12 protein-coding genes and 2 pseudogenes are annotated in these 17,019 nt (G+C 39.9%); 8 read left to right on the plus strand and 6 right to left on the minus strand.

Annotated features, from left to right (window positions below):
- The first annotated feature begins 146 nt into the window (after window positions 1-146).
- Together H6H03_RS02800 and H6H03_RS02805 are read left to right on the plus strand one after the other, a co-directional pair.
- On the plus strand, window positions 147-731 hold the full coding sequence (locus tag H6H03_RS02800; protein ID WP_190953625.1) for a hypothetical protein: 585 nt from the start codon (window positions 147-149) through the stop codon (window positions 729-731).
- Between the two features lie 34 nt (window positions 732-765).
- Window positions 766-927 carry a hypothetical protein gene (locus tag H6H03_RS02805; protein WP_190953626.1) on the plus strand — a complete coding sequence of 54 codons (162 nt, stop codon included), beginning with the start codon at window positions 766-768 and terminating at the stop codon, window positions 925-927.
- A gap of 376 nt (window positions 928-1,303) precedes the next feature.
- Here the strand turns inward: H6H03_RS02805 and H6H03_RS02810 are convergent, their stop codons facing one another.
- On the minus strand, window positions 1,304-1,690 hold the full coding sequence (locus H6H03_RS02810; RefSeq protein ID WP_190953627.1) for a hypothetical protein: 387 nt from the start codon (window positions 1,688-1,690) through the stop codon (window positions 1,304-1,306).
- A gap of 898 nt (window positions 1,691-2,588) precedes the next feature.
- Here H6H03_RS02810 and H6H03_RS02815 point away from each other — a divergent pair.
- On the plus strand, window positions 2,589-3,371 hold the full coding sequence (locus H6H03_RS02815) for a superoxide dismutase (RefSeq protein WP_190953628.1): 783 nt from the start codon (window positions 2,589-2,591) through the stop codon (window positions 3,369-3,371).
- A 198-nt stretch (window positions 3,372-3,569) separates the two neighbouring features.
- Here H6H03_RS02815 and H6H03_RS02820 read toward each other — a convergent pair whose 3' ends face one another.
- A complete protein-coding gene (locus tag H6H03_RS02820) occupies window positions 3,570-4,364 on the minus strand; it encodes an aspartyl/asparaginyl beta-hydroxylase domain-containing protein (RefSeq protein ID WP_190953815.1) in 795 nt (264 codons plus the stop codon).
- A gap of 117 nt (window positions 4,365-4,481) precedes the next feature.
- On the opposite strand from H6H03_RS02820, the gene H6H03_RS02825 reads away from it, so the two are divergent.
- The gene (locus H6H03_RS02825) at window positions 4,482-5,969 is read left to right on the plus strand and encodes an amidohydrolase family protein (RefSeq protein WP_190953629.1); all 1,488 of its coding nucleotides are present in this window, start codon (window positions 4,482-4,484) and stop codon (window positions 5,967-5,969) included.
- 88 nt (window positions 5,970-6,057) lie between these two features.
- Here H6H03_RS02825 and H6H03_RS02830 read toward each other — a convergent pair.
- The 4 genes and pseudogenes from H6H03_RS02830 to glsA all read right to left on the minus strand — a co-directional run.
- Window positions 6,058-6,806: pseudogene (locus H6H03_RS02830) on the minus strand (DUF4437 domain-containing protein); the annotation flags it as partial.
- A 41-nt stretch (window positions 6,807-6,847) separates the two neighbouring features.
- Entirely contained in the window at window positions 6,848-7,147 is a 300-nt protein-coding gene (locus H6H03_RS02835) for a protealysin inhibitor emfourin (RefSeq protein ID WP_190953630.1), read from the minus strand.
- A 227-nt stretch (window positions 7,148-7,374) separates the two neighbouring features.
- Window positions 7,375-8,454 (minus strand): M4 family metallopeptidase, encoded by a 1,080-nt coding sequence (locus H6H03_RS02840; protein WP_190953631.1) that lies wholly within the window; start codon window positions 8,452-8,454, stop codon window positions 7,375-7,377.
- An 844-nt stretch (window positions 8,455-9,298) separates the two neighbouring features.
- The gene (gene glsA / locus H6H03_RS02845; protein ID WP_190953816.1) at window positions 9,299-10,279 is read right to left on the minus strand and encodes a glutaminase A; all 981 of its coding nucleotides are present in this window, start codon (window positions 10,277-10,279) and stop codon (window positions 9,299-9,301) included.
- 920 nt (window positions 10,280-11,199) lie between these two features.
- Between glsA and H6H03_RS02850 the strand changes: the two genes are divergently transcribed.
- The 4 genes and pseudogenes from H6H03_RS02850 to H6H03_RS40070 form a co-directional block, all read left to right on the plus strand.
- Window positions 11,200-12,309 carry a septal ring lytic transglycosylase RlpA family protein gene (locus tag H6H03_RS02850; protein WP_190953632.1) on the plus strand — a complete coding sequence of 370 codons (1,110 nt, stop codon included), beginning with the start codon at window positions 11,200-11,202 and terminating at the stop codon, window positions 12,307-12,309.
- A gap of 191 nt (window positions 12,310-12,500) precedes the next feature.
- Complete coding sequence (locus H6H03_RS02855) at window positions 12,501-14,105, plus strand: bifunctional pantoate--beta-alanine ligase/(d)CMP kinase (RefSeq protein ID WP_190953633.1); 1,605 nt, start codon at window positions 12,501-12,503, stop codon at window positions 14,103-14,105.
- Window positions 14,106-15,197: 1,092 nt separating this feature from the next.
- Window positions 15,198-15,800, plus strand: coding sequence for a superoxide dismutase [Fe] (locus H6H03_RS02860; protein WP_190953634.1), 603 nt, complete (start codon window positions 15,198-15,200; stop codon window positions 15,798-15,800).
- Between the two features lie 469 nt (window positions 15,801-16,269).
- Window positions 16,270-16,698 (plus strand): annotated as a pseudogene (locus tag H6H03_RS40070) (GNAT family N-acetyltransferase); the annotation flags it as partial.
- Between the last annotated feature and the right edge of the window lie 321 nt (window positions 16,699-17,019).

A 17,019-nucleotide genomic window follows, 5' to 3' on the forward strand; every position in this document is an offset into this window, starting at 1 on the left:
TACAAATCTTGAATTCCTCTTTCCAGAAAAGAAGGGATGGAAACTCAGGTTTATTTACGAATCTTCACTATATTTGTGCAGCTGTAGGAAAGATTTGTATTTTATGCCACTAAAAAACGCTATAACATCATTAGAACTTAAGAAAAATGATTTATTTTCCCGCCGAGTATTTTTTGACAATATATTCTCTACCCCCGATTGCTGAAGTGAGATTCCAAAAAGATTACTTTTCTGAGTATCCCCAACAAATTTACGTTGGTAGCAATCGCTCTGCTGTATCCTACACTCGTCACCCTGGGTACTATGCAATACGCTACAATCAACCCGACAAGGTGGCTCCAGGAGCAATTTTACAACTTAATGAAGGAGCGATATCTACGACGGGCTACGCCTACGCAATTTTTTCCGGCGAACCCAATCAATCTGAAAAAAATCCATTGAGTCCAGTTTATACACTAGAACCCAATGGTTCCCTCGCTGTGCCAACTGGGCTGGTTTTCATTCGTTTTGCTGAAGGTGTTGATGTGGAATCTCAGCACGAAGCCATCAATCGAGCAGGTTACGAGATAGAGCAAAGTCTCGCCTATGCGCCCCAGGCTGCCTGGTTGCGTCCCAAATCTGGTAATATTGCCGATGCGATCGCTGGAATTTCTCGCTTAGAAGCGATACCAAATGTTGAAAATGTCGAACTTCAAATGCTGATGGAAAGGGGTTTGAAGCTAGGGAGGTAAACCCGGATTTCTCACAAGTGAGAAATCCGGGGGTGTGGGAGGTGTGGGAGGTGTGGGAGGATGGGGAAGCATTAATTCTCTTTCTCCCCACACTCCCCGCACTCCCCACACTCCCCACACTCCCCACACCCCCCACACTCCCCACACCCCCCACACTCCCCGCACTCCCCACCTATGCATGAGAAATTCGGGGTAAAGGGATTAGGGGCTGGGGAAAATAACTAATACCAAAATAATGTGTACCTTCACATTATTTTGATCCCTCCCAACCTCCCCTTAGTAAAGGGAGATGCCGCAGGCGGTGGGTTTTTTTCTATGCATCTTCATAAATAATTGCTATAAACTGAGTTCGGGTTAAGCATTTTGGGGTAAAGCTCAATCTAAATCGAGTAAAGCCTTCTTTGGTTGATGACAATAAACAATCATTCCACACAGAATATTGATACCAAAATAAATAATAGTGGCTTGAAACCATACATTTGGGACTAATTCTTCTCCTTGTTGACTGCGCTGCACCGAGTTTCGGCTGCGTTCACCTACAGCTTATGTACATTTAATGAATATTCTTACACTCACAGAAATTTCTTGGAACCAAATCTCTTGTTAATTGGTGAATATTCCGAGCAATTCATCGCTTCTGGCGTTAGAACGATAGAAGGTTTTACTGCACATTTGATATAATTATTATTTGAATAAAATCGACAGTTTTTACAAGGAAGTTTGTGTGAAGTATTAGTGGGAAAAACCATCTTAGGATCTAAAAACGATCTAATTTTTTGCAACACTAGCAAAAAAACTACCCAACCGATGATAAAACCAAGGGGCGATAAAGATATAGCTATATCAGGAATAGTCAATTGATTCGTTGGTTTTTGCTCGTTTCTAACTTCACTCTGGATTACGCCATCTAAATTTGTATTGGGTGCTACAGTTATTTGCAGGATTTTACTATCATACATATTATTTACCTGTTGCTCTCGTCTTTAATGCTTAACTTTTAGAAAGTCTGACTTATAAAGTCTTGGTGCAAAAATCCTCTATGTTGTCTATGTTCAAAGATTTACATATTAAAAAATTAAGTAACTAAGTGTGTTGACGGGCTAAATTTATATCTTGTGTTTTAGTTAACTTAAAACTCTGTAATCGTTTTAAGTACATCAGATAAATGTAAAAACGCAAGATTTACAAGGTTTTAATTATAGGTTTACCAAAATAAAATTTTACCTATATCTGCCAGGAGTTTTGCTTATAATTTACAGCTATATATCCAAGGGAATAAATTATACAATAGACGTAAAATGTAAATACTTTTATGGTAAAATTTGCATAATAATTTTCTAAAACTCTGCTGGACATTACACTAAGTTAATTTGTGGTTATAAATATTACTTAAGCTGATTTGAGGGTGAACTGATCCAGTCATCCAAATAATTGGAGAAGTAATCTATGTTTGACATTATCCTCACTTGGTTAATTATAAATATCAGCTTTTTGATTGTTTCTAGATTACCTTTGGCTATAAAAATTGATGGTTTTAAAACAGTAATTTTGAATAAACAAATAAATTAAATAATTAAAATTAACCATCTTTTATCTTGTTGGGTAAAAAAAAGACGGTGATTTTACTATCAGGTTAGGTTAAAGAGTTATCGTTGCAAGTGGCGCAAGGATAGAGAGAGTTTTGAATAGTAAGTGATTATCGTAACTTGATATAAGATGTGCAGATAAAAAGAGCTTTTTTGCTCAGTAATTAAGCAGATTTATGATATAAGACATATATCTAGATTGATTGGGCTGTAAAACAAGACTCAATCATTAGATGACAAATTACTAATATTTATTTTGAGGTAATAACTTATGATAAGATTTTGGCGAGAAACAATAATTTGTGTTCTCACAACAATTGTGCTGCCAATTCTGCTAAACTCTTACAATCCAGTACCCATAGCTGAAGCCCAACCTACAACACCAACAACAACTGATAGATCGCTTCTTTCTGTAGCTTATCCTAATAGAGCATTGAGCGCTTATCCAGCAAAATTACCACCATTACCTTATGCTTATGGCGCGCTAACAAAAGCTATTGATGCTGAGACAATGAAATTGCATCATAGCGCCCATCATGCTAGCTATGTCAACAACTTAAATGATGCATTGAAGCAGTATCCAAACTTGCAAAAAAGGAGTGTTGAAAGTTTACTATTAGATTTGAACAGCGTACCTGAAAATATTCGGACAAAAGTGCGTAATAATGCTGGTGGTCACCTCAATCATACAATTTTTTGGCAACTAATGAGTCCCCAAGGTGGAGGACAACCAACAGGAGCGATCGCTCAAGAAATTAACAAAACTTTTGGCAGTTTTGATGCCTTTAAGAAAGAGTTTAACGCGGCTGGTGCAGCTCGTTTCGGTAGTGGTTGGGTTTGGCTAGTACGTAACCCACAAAATCAACTGCAAATTGTGACTACAGCCAATCAAGATAATCCAATTATGGATGGTTTCTATCCGATTATGGGCAATGATGTATGGGAACACGCTTATTATTTGAAATATCGCAACCGTCGTGCTGACTATTTAAATAATTGGTGGAACGTGGTGAATTGGCCACAAATTAACAGGCGATCGCAATCATTACAGTAAGATTATTTAGAAGCGATCGCTACGCATATTCAGCAAGATAACTCCAAGAGATAAATTCCTATAATTTGTAGGATAAGCTTTCTAGCCCGCCCAATTATTCGGACGGGCTAGACGCCCATCCTACAAGAAATAGTTTATAGCAATTTAAGCAAAGTATTACACTTCAACATTGCCTATTGCCTTTCCTCTGCTATAGCATTATAAAGCTTTATCCCACTCTAATTGATGAGCTAAACCATACTTGATAAAATCTTCTACTTCAGCTTTATCGCTTTTACCAAAGACACCCAAGCTGTAAGGATTATCTTCCATGCGTTGTGTAACTTGCTCTTTTTCAAATTGCATCACTTCTTCTCTCGGTCGATCCGGTTTAAAAAAGTCTATAACCAAAACAGTGCGATCGTAATCAGTGTAATTATGCGGACAGTGTGGATAGCTATGATCTAAAACCATAATTTTTCCTTCATGCCAATAAAGCTGTTCGTGGCAGATTTTCATAGCCACATCTCCCTCTGGTACAATTAGTCCTAAATAGCCACGATTCATGTGAGGATTATAGTTCACATGTAGCTTGATATCTAAGCCTGGATGAAATGTACCAAAATACGCATTTCTGATAATTTCATCATGATCAAGGTTAATTTTTTCTATTACCTGAGCCAAATTTGGAAAATATTTTTCTCTTAATAGCAGTGCTTTTGCTGATGCCTCCTCTGACGCGAAATCAGGATATTGGATTTGATGCATTTTGATATATTTTTCAATAAAAAGACCTTGAAAGAAAATACCAAAAGCACTGTATTTAGAATTACCCTTGGTTTTAATAGTTTTATTTTTAGGGCCGAGAACATCGTAAGTAAATTTTAATTCTTCGTCAGATGCATTTTTAATAAAGTATTTCAATTCATCTCTAATTATTTGCCAGTTGTCTTGGAAACTTTTGAGGAAAGTAAATTGCTCTGGATCTAAATGATATTCATTAAAACTTTCCATTGTCTTTACTCCTGAAGATGATTTCATAAAAAACTGTTACATCTTGATGGGATTTAGTCTGCGTCCCGCTACGATGTGGAAATTCCTAACTAAACTCATTTTAGTGTGAGGTCTACTGTGTCTGAAGCTTCTCTATTAGATAGAGTTATCAAAAATGTGCGGGTAGTTCGTCCCCATGATGATGCTATCAAATTACTTGATTTAGGAATTAAAGATGGGAAATTTGCTCAGATTGTTTCTCATATTAGCCCAGACACTGCTAAAGAAGTCTTTGATGCCAAAAACTTGCTGGGCTTTCCTGGGGTCGTGGATGCCCACATGCACATCGGAATTTATCAACCCCTCGACAAAGATGCTGTAACTGAAAGCAAAGCAGCAGCGATGGGAGGCGTGACTACTAGCTTAAATTACATTCGTACAGGGCAATATTATCTCAATAAAGGCGGTTCTTATCAAGATTTTTTCCCAGAAGTTTTAGCGTTATCCGCAGGCAATTTCTTTGTTGATTACAGCTATCACATTGCACCTATAGCTAGGCAGCATATTGATGAAATACCTTTATTGTTTGAAGAACATGGTATATCTTCGTTTAAAATCTTCATGTTTTATGGCGGCTATGGGTTGCATGGTTTGTCAGACCAGCAAAATTTGTTTTTGATGATTAATAAAGAAGAACGCTACGATTTCGCCCATTTTGAATTTATTATGCGCGGTCTAACTCGTTTGATGGAAAAACATCCACAAGCGCGAGATACTATTAGTTTAAGTTTGCATTGCGAAGTTGCAGAAATTCTTAATGCTTATACCAAAATAGTTGAAAATGACTCTAGTCTTAGCGGACTACACGCTTACAGTGCAGCGCGTCCTCCCCATTCTGAGGGTTTAGCAATTTGCATTGCTTCTTATTTGGCCCATGAAACTAATTGTGTAAATATTAATTTATTGCACCTGAGTTCGCGTAAGGCAATGGAAGCAGCTTTGACTATGCAAACTGCTTTTCCTCACATCAATTTTCGCCGAGAAGTTACTGCGGGACATTTGCTATTAGATGTTGATACTCCTAATACAATTTGGGCAAAAGTAAACCCACCAATTCGTCCCCGTGCCGATGTAGAATACTTATGGGAATCAGTACTTAACAATCAAGTAGATTGGATAGTTAGCGACCACGCTTGTTGTTCCGCCGAACAAAAAATAAGTGCTAAAAATCCGAATAATATTTGGTTAGCAAAATCTGGTTTTGGCGGTACAGAATATTTACTTTCTGGTGTCTTTAGTGAAGGTAGTAAGCGGGGAATGTCTTACAACCAAATGGCTAAGTTGCTATCTTGGAACCCATCGCGGCGCTTTGGTTTATTAGAAAAAGGCGACATCGCTATTGGCTATGATGCTGATTTGGTATTGCTAGACCAAAATGAAAGTTTTGTGGTAAATGCAGCGGAGTCAGAATCACAGCAAGGTTATACACCTTTTGAAGGGATGGAGTTAACTGGAAGGGTAAAAAGTACCTTTTTGCGGGGAAATTTGATTTACAACAATGGAGAGGTTCTAGGTTCACCCATTGGACGGTATTTAAAAAGATATTCTAGTGGTTCATCGCGTTAATTTTGAGGGTTTTAAGGAACGAACCGCAAAGTACGCAAAGTACGCAAAGAAAGAAAAAAGAGGAATTAAAAACGGGTTGAATTGATTTTTATTGGTGTGGATATGATAATACTGTTCCAAGCTTTGACAAATCCCTATCAACTCGGATAAAGAATAAGCAACCGTCATCTGTTCTGTGCCAAGGAGCAGTTGTAAAGGTAGGAACATAGCCAAACCAATGCTTTACAAATCGAAAATCTCCTATATCGCAGTATCCAGCCAAGCAATATGCTTCTTCATTATAAGATTGAATCATTGGATATCTGCCATCATAATGTGGCAAGATAGCAACCATACTCCACCGCCGTTACTATCTTTTCTGAGGTACTTTTTTTTAGACACCTCAAATTGAACTGTATCTGTCTTGCTCCACGGTGGTAATTTGCTATCCAATGCTGGAATAAAATCCTTTACTTTAGCAAGCGGATGATTATTGAATACATTTTTATACTCTAATTTGACTGGGCCATTCTCCATCCATAAAATTTCAACTTCTTCATTGCCTACCACTTTCCAAGGCCCAATTTTCACACCTGCGGGAATAAAAGAGTAGCCATGCTTGTTTAATTGCCACTCACCTAATTGAATTGCACCCCTCAATACAAAAATTTCTAAATCAGCAGTAAAGAAGCCAGAAGGTGCCTCAAACTGAGGTGGTAAAACTACTTTTGAAGTGGATGCACCACAGTCATGCCAGGTTAGCGATCGCCTACTTCCAAATGCTACATCATCTGGCATTCCAATTACTCGCCAATCCTGTTTTTCTGGTACAGTATTTGTATCAAAAAATTGGTACTGACTGGATTTTTTACTAAAAATTCACTTGCTAATTGAGCAAATTACCTTTTTTGTGCTATTGTTTGTAACCATTCAATCAGGGGTCTTAAAGTTCCTGGCAATGCTGCTTCGCTAACAGTCACCGTATGCTGCTTACCGTTATCTTCCACTGTTAATTTATATTGAAAGCGATCGCTCTGGGGATTAGGCGAGGTAATTCGTTCTGGTAACCTAAATAAATCAGCAGCTTCTACTAGTTGGAGAAGGGTTTTAGCTTCGTTTGCTGGAAGTTCGGCCGTATCAACCGTTGTTTTCTTCGTAATTCCAGCAAAGCCGCCCGTGCGTTCAAACGATATCCGCATTTTTTCGCTCTCCGTTGTGCTACTGAGTGGGAGAAATGCAAAGACTGGAAGATGAGAATTCTCACCTCCCAGTTTAGCAACAACAAAAAGTTAGAAGTTAAGAGTTAAGAGTTAGGAGTTAAGAGTTTGGAGTTAAGAGTTAGGAGTTTGGAGTTAACAGGTAAGGGTTAGGAGTTGCAAATTGTGAGTTTTTTCAACTCCTCACTCCTCACTCTTAACTCCTAACTCTAGATAACCCCTACCTTTTGCCAAGCGTTCTGCACGGCTTTCTGCTCGTGACTGTCATTACCGTAGAGTTCGCCAGCAATTTGAATGGTGACGTTGGCAGCTTTTTTAAAATCTGCTTTGGCACGCAGGCGATCGCGTAAAGCTATGTACCAAATTTTACCAGCGCTTTCCCAAGCATAGCCGCCAATTTCAACAGCCGCTAGATAAAAGGCCCGGTTAGGAATTCCTGAGTTGATATGCACCCCAGCGTTATCTTCAACGCCAGTATATTTATCTTTCATATGCCCTGGTTGGGGGTCTTTACCTAGTACTGGGTCATCGTATGCGGTTCCCGGTGCTTTCATGGAACGGATACCAACACCTTTGACAGTGGGTACTAAAAGACCTTCGCCAATAATCCAATCTGCTTCTTGTGCAGTTTGATTTTTAGTCTTTTGTTTCACTAAGGCACCAAAGACATCAGAAAACGATTCATTCAGTGCCCCTGGTTCGCCATAATACTGTAAACCCGCTTCATACTGAGTTACACCATGAGCTAACTCATGCCCAATCACATCAATTGAGATTGTAAAGCGTTGAAACAGTTCTCCGTCACCGTCACCATAAACCATTTGGTCGCCGTTCCAAAAGGCGTTATCGTATTTGACGCCATAATGCACAGTGGAGTCTAAACGCAGACCCTTGTCATCAATGGAATTGCGATCGAATATCTCATAAAACAAGTCATAAGTAGCACCAGCAGCATCATAGGCTTCATTCACTGCTGCATCGCTGCTAGGAGGATCGCCTTCACCACGCACCAGCGTACCAGGAAGTTGTTGCCCAGTTTTGGCATCGTAAATAGTGCGGCGCTTCTCACCAGGAGAAGGCGCAAAGGAAACACTACCTATAACGTCCCGCCGTCCGCGAAGCTGTGCCGAAAGATTTAATGTACGGAAAGCCCAATTCCTTTGCTCAGGGTTCCCATTCACCACGACATTTTCTAGCATGTGCGGTGGGACAATACAACAAATTGGGCATCTAGAGTAAAGTGGATGCTCATGCTTAAACCTAGCTGATTTCTTTTTATTTCGAGCCATCCAAGATATTCTCCTTTTGAAACTAAGTGATGGCAAACAGTAGCTTAAACTCCAATGATTGAAAAAAGCAGAAAAACCAATCTAATCCTGTGTCCCTGGTGTCTTTTCGCAAGAAAATTTTCTACTCTCTATTTTCACTTTAGTCTGTGGAGTATGCACAGTACCCTCATGGGGTACTTTTACTAAACAAACAAGTTCCTTGTTCAATCCTCTAACTAAAGTTAGGAGGTTCCACTCAGCACTCAGAACTCGAAATTCAGCACTCCTTCTAGACTAATGCGTTTATATAATAGTTGTTCTCAAGGCAAATAATATTATTTATTGCCATTTTGTTACTATTGGACTCCTCTTTGATTTTTGCGAAGCCAGCTACAACTTAAAAAGCTTTATTGATTATTGCCTACCTACAGAAATAATTTGAAAACTCAAAGGTAATCCTAAATTATTACTTAATTAGGACTTACGCAAAAAAACTCTCTAACTCTTATTCCTCTGTGTTCTCTGTGTTCTCTGTGGTAGCCTGCGGCAAGCCGCTCCGCGTCTACGTTTTCCGTGACCTATGCGTAAGTCCTGTTGATAATTTATCAATAATAAAATTCCCGACTTATTTGAAAAGTAGCGAATCTGAACCTTTTCTCGATGCTAAACCCGGACATCCGAAAGATGCTTATAGTGAAACAATCAAAAAATATATTGCTAACCAAAAGACAAGATAGACTGCGCCTTTAGGCGCTACACATTCATCTCACCGCTAAAGGACGTTAAACCTTGAAATTTTTTAGGAATTTCAAGGTTTAGCTGGTGGGCTTTCTGCTTTAAAACCTAAAAACTCAAGCCGAAGCTGCTAGTCTTTTCCTTGGCATTCAAATAGATGTAGCCCTAAGCGTTGGGAAAGTTCTTCACATACTTTTACCCCCCGTACACTATTACCACGCACATCCAGCGGTGGTGAAAAAACTCCAATGCCCATCTGATTGGGTACAACGGCGATAATGCCGCCACAAATTCCGCTTTTTGCCGGAATACCAATTTTGTAAGCCCACTCACCGGCAAAGTTGTACATCCCGCAGGTGTACATCACACTGAGAATATCTTTGATATAAGGCTTATCTACTGCCCGTTCTTTGGTGATGGGGTTAATACCTTTGTTAGCTAGAGTGGCCGCCATCACTGCTAAATCTTGGCAATTCACCAGCACAGCACACTGCTGAAAATAAAGATCCAACGCTTGTTCAATGTTTTGGTCTATCATCCCAAAGTTGAGCATTAAGTGTGCCATTGCGCGGTTGCGATGTCCGGTACTGCGTTCTGAGGTAAAAACTGACATGTCAACGAACACATCGCGACCAATATATCGTCGGAACATCTCCAGCATCCGGTTGAGGCGTTCGGTGGGGCCAGATCCTTTGATTAAGCTAGTAGTGGCGATCGCTCCAGCGTTTACCATTGGGTTATAAGGTCGCTTCGATTGCTCATCCAAAATAATCGCGTTGAATGCATCCCCCGTCGGTTCGACGCCAACTCTTGTCAATATGTAATCCCGCCCATGATCTTCTAAGGCAAGTCCATAAGCAAATACTTTAGAAATCGACTGAATGGTAAAGAACTGCTCCCAGTCCCCAACTTTGTGAATTTGACCATCTACCGTAGCAATGCAAATACTAAACAAGTCCGGGTTTACCTTTGCCAGTTCCGGAATGTACTTCGCTACTGCACCCTCGCCCAATGACTTGTACTGGGAATGCAAGTCGTTGAGAACAGTTAATAATGATGACGAGTCTATTTCTAAATCTCCTAAATTTACTTGGTTTGCTACGAAGCTGATAGCATTTTACGAAATACTTGCTACACATATAGCAATTTAGGCTGATTGCGCGAAAAAATAATGTATACCTTAAGGTAGAGGTAATTAATCTTTCTCTACTGCCCATTGCCTACTCCTTATTCTAGAAACATACTTAGACCTCAAAATATCAATTGTGCTTTTTATTACAATCAAAAATATATCTAGAAGCGATCGCTAAACTTTTCTAATTTTTTTATCATTAAACGCAAAAAAGGTTCGCTTGCGTATTATCCTTTTTTTTATACACAGTAATACTGCTACAGTAAGTTATATAAATTACTAAGTTTAACCTAGTTATGAATAATACAAATCATGGTTAATTAAGCTAGAAAATACTTCAAAAAAAAGATAATACACTTCAACTGATTTCCACGATGGTTTTATCTCTAACTCCCACAACAGAGTATTTCTAGGAAAATCTTAAGATTTAATTAAATAAGAATTTTTGAGTATTTATACCGATGCCTTTTAATTAAACTTATATTAGATATGTAAGGAAAAACGTACAAAATGATGTGATATAAAATACACACATGAATGTGAGCCTTAGAAACTTATGTGGACAAGGTGCTATGAGTTGAGCAACCAAAAAATGTAAAGTTTTATTAAGAAAATTTTGGCTTGTCGGAAAAAACGTTACATAGTCAAAATCCGCATTCGAGCAAGGTTTCACCTTGAAAATACCAATTTGTTTTGGATAAACTTGTCAAGAATTACGGTAAAACCCTGATCCCCAAGCCAAAAGGTTCATGCTAGTCTGTTGCAGTTACAAAATAAAAAGTGAAAGCGGAACGAGTTCGAGTTTTTAGGAAGGGAATTCACGTATTTACTAGTGAAAATCCCAGGAATTATAAGACTTAAGTTCTCTTAAGTTCTACAGTCGCTTTAAAATTGGACGCATGAATCAAAGACATTTCTGGACAATTGTTGCTCTGTCTCTGACTGTTTTGGGAATACCTTCAGTCGGTTGTACTCAAACCACCAAGGGAAATGCGCTAGCTTCCCCAAGATTGCCTGCATCTGATGTGGTGAAAGTGGGAGAGTACAAATCAGGAGCAGGGGAGCAAACCTCGGATGCTGTGATTACACGAATTCATCCTTACAACATTGGAGGACGTAAGGCGGCAACTCTTTATATCAAAAATATTCCCGTTCTCACCTTTTTGAGTTCTGTATCAGATACAAGTGTTGAGACTAAAAAAGTTGGTGCAATAAACGAAGCAGAGGGCGTACAATCATACGCCCTTATTGCTAGCAACTCACCTTCATCGGCGAGTATTGGAAATGCAGCCGGAGCAAATAATCAGATTAATTCTGTTGACAACGATCCGGTTGAGATAGCTGGTGTAATAGCAGCTAAAATTAACCAGCTGAACCGGGAAAATGTAGACGCGAGTCAGATTACTGTAAGTTGGAAAGCAGCGGGGGAATCTAAAGTTGCAAATCTTCCCCAAAGCAAGAGCCTGCCTGTAGAACCGGGATCTGGCGATCGCTATACAATCAAAGTTAACGGCGAAGAATTAGTAGAAATCAATCAAGGCACGCGGCTAGCAGATAGCACCAACAATCTAGCGCAAGATGCATTGCAAGCAACCAATCGCTTGCGGAGACTACTAGGCAATGCATCACCCTTAAGCGAAGTTGCAAACATGCCAGCGCGTCAGCCAGTATCAATACGCAAGCTACCGCAGGAGATTGCGGTCGGCGGAGTCCGAGCTGCCTTCAGAGGCATAGCTTCTTATTACGGCTATGACGGTTCCGGCAACCGTACTGCTAGCGGCCAGAGGTTCAACCCAGAAGGAATGACTGCCGCCCATCGTAGCTTACCTTTTGGTACACAAGTCCGTGTGACCAACACCCGCAATGGTCGTTCTGTAGTGGTGCGGATTAATGACCGAGGCCCCTATATTCGGGGTCGAATCATTGACTTGTCCGCTGGTGCCGCTCGAATTTTGGGAATGATGGGTAGTGGCGTTGCACCAGTGCATGTTGAGGTCTTAGGGAGATAAAGGCAATAGGCAATAGGCAATAGGGGCTGGAAAAAAAGTTTTTCTATCCCCAATGCCCAATGCCCAATGCCCAATGCCCAATGCCCAATGCCCAATGCCCAATGCCCATACTTAATTCCTCTAGTTCAACCATCTCCTCTATTTCAGATATAAACTAACGGGGGAGGGATGAGAGAACTAGGGGTATTTTTGTGCGCCTGTTGACAACAGTTGCGGCTTTACGCTGCTATTTAACTAAACCCTGCTTGGAAAACAAGCTGATTGCGATTCCAGAAAATCTGGCACTAGATGAGATAAGTGGCTGGCATCAGACGGCAGTCGGTCTGGTGCCGACAATGGGGAATTTGCATCAAGGCCATTTAAGCTTGATTCAACGGGCGCGGCAAGAAAATTCCAGGGTGATTGTCAGTATTTTCGTCAATCCCTTGCAATTTGGCCCCAATGAGGATTACGAACGTTATCCGCGGACTTTAGAGCAAGATCGACAGCTTTGCGAACAAGCTGGGGTAGATGCAATTTTCGCGCCAACTCCGGAAGAGATGGCAGTACCCCAGAAAAGTATACAAGAATCAAAGGTTACACAAGTTATCCCCCCATCTGCTATGATAACAGGCTTGTGTGGTCGTTCTCGGCTGGGTCACTTTCAGGGTGTCGCTACGATTGTGACCAAGCTTTTCAACTTGGTACAGCCTGACCGAGCCTACTTCGGCCAAAAGGATGGTCAGCAACTGGCAATTATTAAGGGGCTAGTAGCTGATTTAAATTTGCCAGTGGAAATTGTTGCTTGTCCAACAGTACGGGAAGCATCGGGTCTTGCCTTGAGTTCTCGTAATCATTATTTGACTGCAACAGAAAAAGAGCAAGCAGCGGTGCTGTATCGTGGCTTGCAAAAAGCTGAAGCTGCATTTCGCCAAGGACTTCGCGATGGCAGCAAGTTGATAGCTATAGTACAGCAAGAACTGACAATGGTCAGCACGCTTTCAGTGGAATATATTGAATTGGTTGAACCGACTACGTTGATGTCTTTAGATAAAGTTCAGGAGGAAGGAATGCTGGCGATCGCAGCACGTTTGGGTTCTACACGTTTGATTGATAATATTATTTTGCGCGATCGTCAACCCATCATCGCCATTGATGGCCCAGCCGGTGCTGGAAAATCTACAGTGGCGCGTCAAGTAGCAGCAAAGCTGAATTTAGTGTATTTGGATTCAGGAGCAATGTACCGCGCTGTGACTTGGTTGGTACTGCAAAAGGGTATTGCGATTAATGATGAGTGTGCCATCGCCGAATTAGCTAGCCGATGTCAAATTCAACTTACTCCCACCCAGGATTTACAATTTCCCGTGCGGGTTTGGATTAACGGTATTGATGTGACCCAAGCAATTCGCACAGTTGAGGTCACCTCTCAAGTATCTGCGATCGCTGCACAAAGCGCTGTACGTCAAGCACTGGTTAAACAACAGCAAAGCTGGGGTAAAAAAGGCGGTTTAGTAGCTGAAGGCCGGGACATTGGTACTCATGTGTTCCCCGATGCGGAAGTGAAAATTTTCTTAACCGCTTCTGTTAGCGAACGCGCACGTCGTCGCCAGCAAGATTTTCAAAAACTTGGTCAAGCGCAAGTGAGTTTAGAACAGCTCGAACGGGACATTGCCGAACGCGACTGGAAAGATAGTACGCGTAAAATTTCTCCTTTGCAAAAAGCGGCAGATGCGATCGAAGTTCAAACTGATGGTCTAGACGTATCTCAAGTCACCGCACAAATCGTTAACTACTACCACCAACGCTTATCTGACTGAGTGCTAGCTACTGAAGAAGGCAAAGAGCCAAGGAGCAACCTTGAAGAAATTCCTCTGGTTATTAACTTGCCTTCTTCTCTACTTGTTCAGAAAATTCCTGTAGGGTATGTTAAGAACTTCCAAATAAAAAAATATCCAATTAACTTTTATGGGGCGGGTGAGACACCCACCCCACAACAACATTGAAGAATTTATTTCTTGGAGTTCCCTTAAGAACTTCTAAATAAAAAATATCACACTGTTTACAGTCAACGGTCAACAGCCAAGATTAAAGCCCTTAACACTTTTAGGACTTACGCACACTCTACGAATCCTTGGCGTTCTTCTCTTCTCTAAGAGACGCTAAGAGCGAACGAGACGCTTCTCGTAGAGAAGGCGTCTGTCTTGGCGGTAGCCTACCCTTCGGGAACGCCAAGGGCGAACGGCAAGCCGCAAAGCGTCTACGATAAATAAAGCTTTTTGGCGATTTTTGCGTAAGTCCTGACTTTCACGATCACGATGCTTTAAGGCTTTAGCCTTGACACGCCATTACCTAAGATTTACTGGACTTAAAGGCAGCCCATAAATCAAAATATTAAATAATTTTATTATTGGTTGTCTTGGTTTAATTTAAGCAAAAAGTTATTGTAGGCAAGATATTATTTTATATTTAAAATCATCTAGCTTAAGACTGATTTTTTACATATTAATTAATCTCACTAAAGATAGAAGTTTCAAAGCTTTAATTACTAAATGCTAATTACTGAATCCACTACTCAATTATTATTGGCGAACAAAAAAATCTGCGACTTGTTACATAACTTGGAAATCTAATCCTTCTGAGTTCATGTCTTTCAAATCAGATTGGAACATTGTATTTTGCTATGAAATATTAGCCATTTTTATTTATAGCCATTATTCCCTAGCGGTTTGACTTATTTTACTTATTAGAGGAGTACTTTGTTTTTCTCTTCACTTTGGTAGTAGAATGACGATGTTAAGTTTTATGTTTCATCATAAAAGACATAAAACTGCCAAAAATAAAAGCTGCTAATTTTCTAAGCTTCTGTAATAGCTTAAAACTGGAAACCGCTAAAGAGAGGATTTCACACAATGGCATTTGTACAGCCCCCCCTACCCTTCGAGATTAATGCTCTAGAGCCATACGGCATGAAAGCTGAAACTTTCGAGTATCACTATGGCAAGCATCACAAAGCCTATGTAGATAACCTCAACAAGCTGACTGAAGGTACAGAACTTGCTGATAAGTCTCTAGAAGAGGTGATCAAAATTTCCTTCAAAGACTCCTCTAAAACCGGAATCTTTAACAACGCTGCCCAAGTTTGGAACCATACCTTCTTTTGGAATTCCTTAAAACCAGCAGGTGGTGGCACACCTACCGGTGACCTCGCAACCAAGATTGAGAAAGATTTCGGTAGCTTCGACAAATTCAAAGAAGAGTTCTCTAACGCAGCCGCAACTCAATTCGGTAGTGGATGGTCTTGGCTGATTGATGATGGTGGTACCCTGAAGGTGATTAAGACACCAAATGCTGAGAACCCTCTAGCTCATGGTCAAAAAGCACTCTTAACCTTGGATGTTTGGGAACATGCGTACTACATTGACTACAGAAACGCCCGTCCGGCCTTCATCAAGAATTTCCTAGATAACTTAGTCAACTGGGACTTCGCTGCTGAAAACTTTGCTAAAGCATAGTCAACAACCAGTTTTTAACTGGCGGTGAAGGTGGCTTTTAACAGTTATCAATAAATACTAACAGTCACGATCTTGTATCGTGGCTGTTTTTGATTTGCTGGGTGAGGGGGAATGTTGACGGTTGACTTTTGATTGTTAACTGCTATACATAGCAGTTCTATTTGGAGTAGGTTTGAAAAAGATGCCAAAAAAGCTGAGACTGAAATCGAGAGCAAAAACTTTCTTATCAACTATAGCAATCCTATTTGAGATGTTAACAGTCAACAGCCTAAATGTAAAATTTCACAAATCATCTGTAACTCCTATAGCTGTGTCTATCTCATTTACTAATATGGAAAACTTCAGTACTGCTTTCAACAATTTTCCTGAACTAACAACTGAAAATTTAATTTTGCGGGAAACAAAGCTAGCTGATGTGCCAGCAGTTTTTCAGATTTTTGCAAATGATTAAGTCACAAAGTATCATGACTTAGAAACTGTCACTAGTTTAGAGCAAATTCAGTTTATAATTGAGCGTCGTGCAGAGCGATTTAGAAATAAACAAGGTATTCGCTGGGGAATAGCTAAAAAAGAAGATAATGTAATTATTGGTTCCTGTGGTTATAGTATTAAAAACCGTTTCCAGGCAGAAATTGGATACGAACTTGCAAGAGAATATTGGAAAAAGGGCATAATGACAGAAGCCTTAAGAGCTATCATTCACTGGGGTTTTCACCAGTTGGATCTAAATCGCATTGAAGCATTTGTTATACCAGAGAATACTGCCTCTATCAAATTGTTAGGTAATTTGCAATTTGTGGAGGAAGGGCTTTTAAGACAATATGGATTTTGGAAAGGACAATTCCATGATTTGAGGATTTTTTCTCTATTAAAAAGAGACTATAGAACTTTTATTTGATTTGTTTAAAAAAATTAGTACGACTTTATTCATTATTTATTTTTTCCTGTTTCTCATTTTGTGGTAGGGACTGCCAAAGGTTCCCGGAGTTATATATACATGTACTACTTGGGTAGAATCGGACGTTTCCAAATTTAATTGCTATGAGAAAGTGGGTGTAAATAATTGAAGGTTTGCATTGATTGTTTTAGTCAAAAAAATAGGGCTAAAATCCTCAGTATAAGCCGATTTAAATTTTTTATATTTTGTAACATAGTTTGATTTATTCTTACCTACTTACTTTAGTATAAAAAAGCTGATATTTTAAAGTTTGTGTGTAAG

Source organism: Nostoc paludosum FACHB-159, from assembly GCF_014698835.1.
Taxonomy (GTDB): Bacteria; Cyanobacteriota; Cyanobacteriia; order Cyanobacteriales; family Nostocaceae; genus Nostoc; species Nostoc paludosum.

What these genes read in the sequence shown, in the direction of transcription:
- H6H03_RS02800 (WP_190953625.1), top strand. Translation starts at nt 147, where the DNA reads ATGATTTATTTTCCCGCCGAGTATTTTTTGACAATATATTCTCTACCC.
- H6H03_RS02810 (WP_190953627.1), bottom strand. Translation starts at nt 1,690, where the DNA reads ATGTATGATAGTAAAATCCTGCAAATAACTGTAGCACCCAATACAAAT.
- H6H03_RS02815 (WP_190953628.1), top strand. Translation starts at nt 2,589, where the DNA reads ATGATAAGATTTTGGCGAGAAACAATAATTTGTGTTCTCACAACAATT.
- H6H03_RS02820 (WP_190953815.1), bottom strand. Translation starts at nt 4,364, where the DNA reads ATGGAAAGTTTTAATGAATATCATTTAGATCCAGAGCAATTTACTTTC.
- H6H03_RS02835 (WP_190953630.1), bottom strand. Translation starts at nt 7,147, where the DNA reads ATGCGGATATCGTTTGAACGCACGGGCGGCTTTGCTGGAATTACGAAG.
- H6H03_RS02840 (WP_190953631.1), bottom strand. Translation starts at nt 8,454, where the DNA reads ATGGCTCGAAATAAAAAGAAATCAGCTAGGTTTAAGCATGAGCATCCA.
- H6H03_RS02850 (WP_190953632.1), top strand. Translation starts at nt 11,200, where the DNA reads ATGAATCAAAGACATTTCTGGACAATTGTTGCTCTGTCTCTGACTGTT.
- H6H03_RS02860 (WP_190953634.1), top strand. Translation starts at nt 15,198, where the DNA reads ATGGCATTTGTACAGCCCCCCCTACCCTTCGAGATTAATGCTCTAGAG.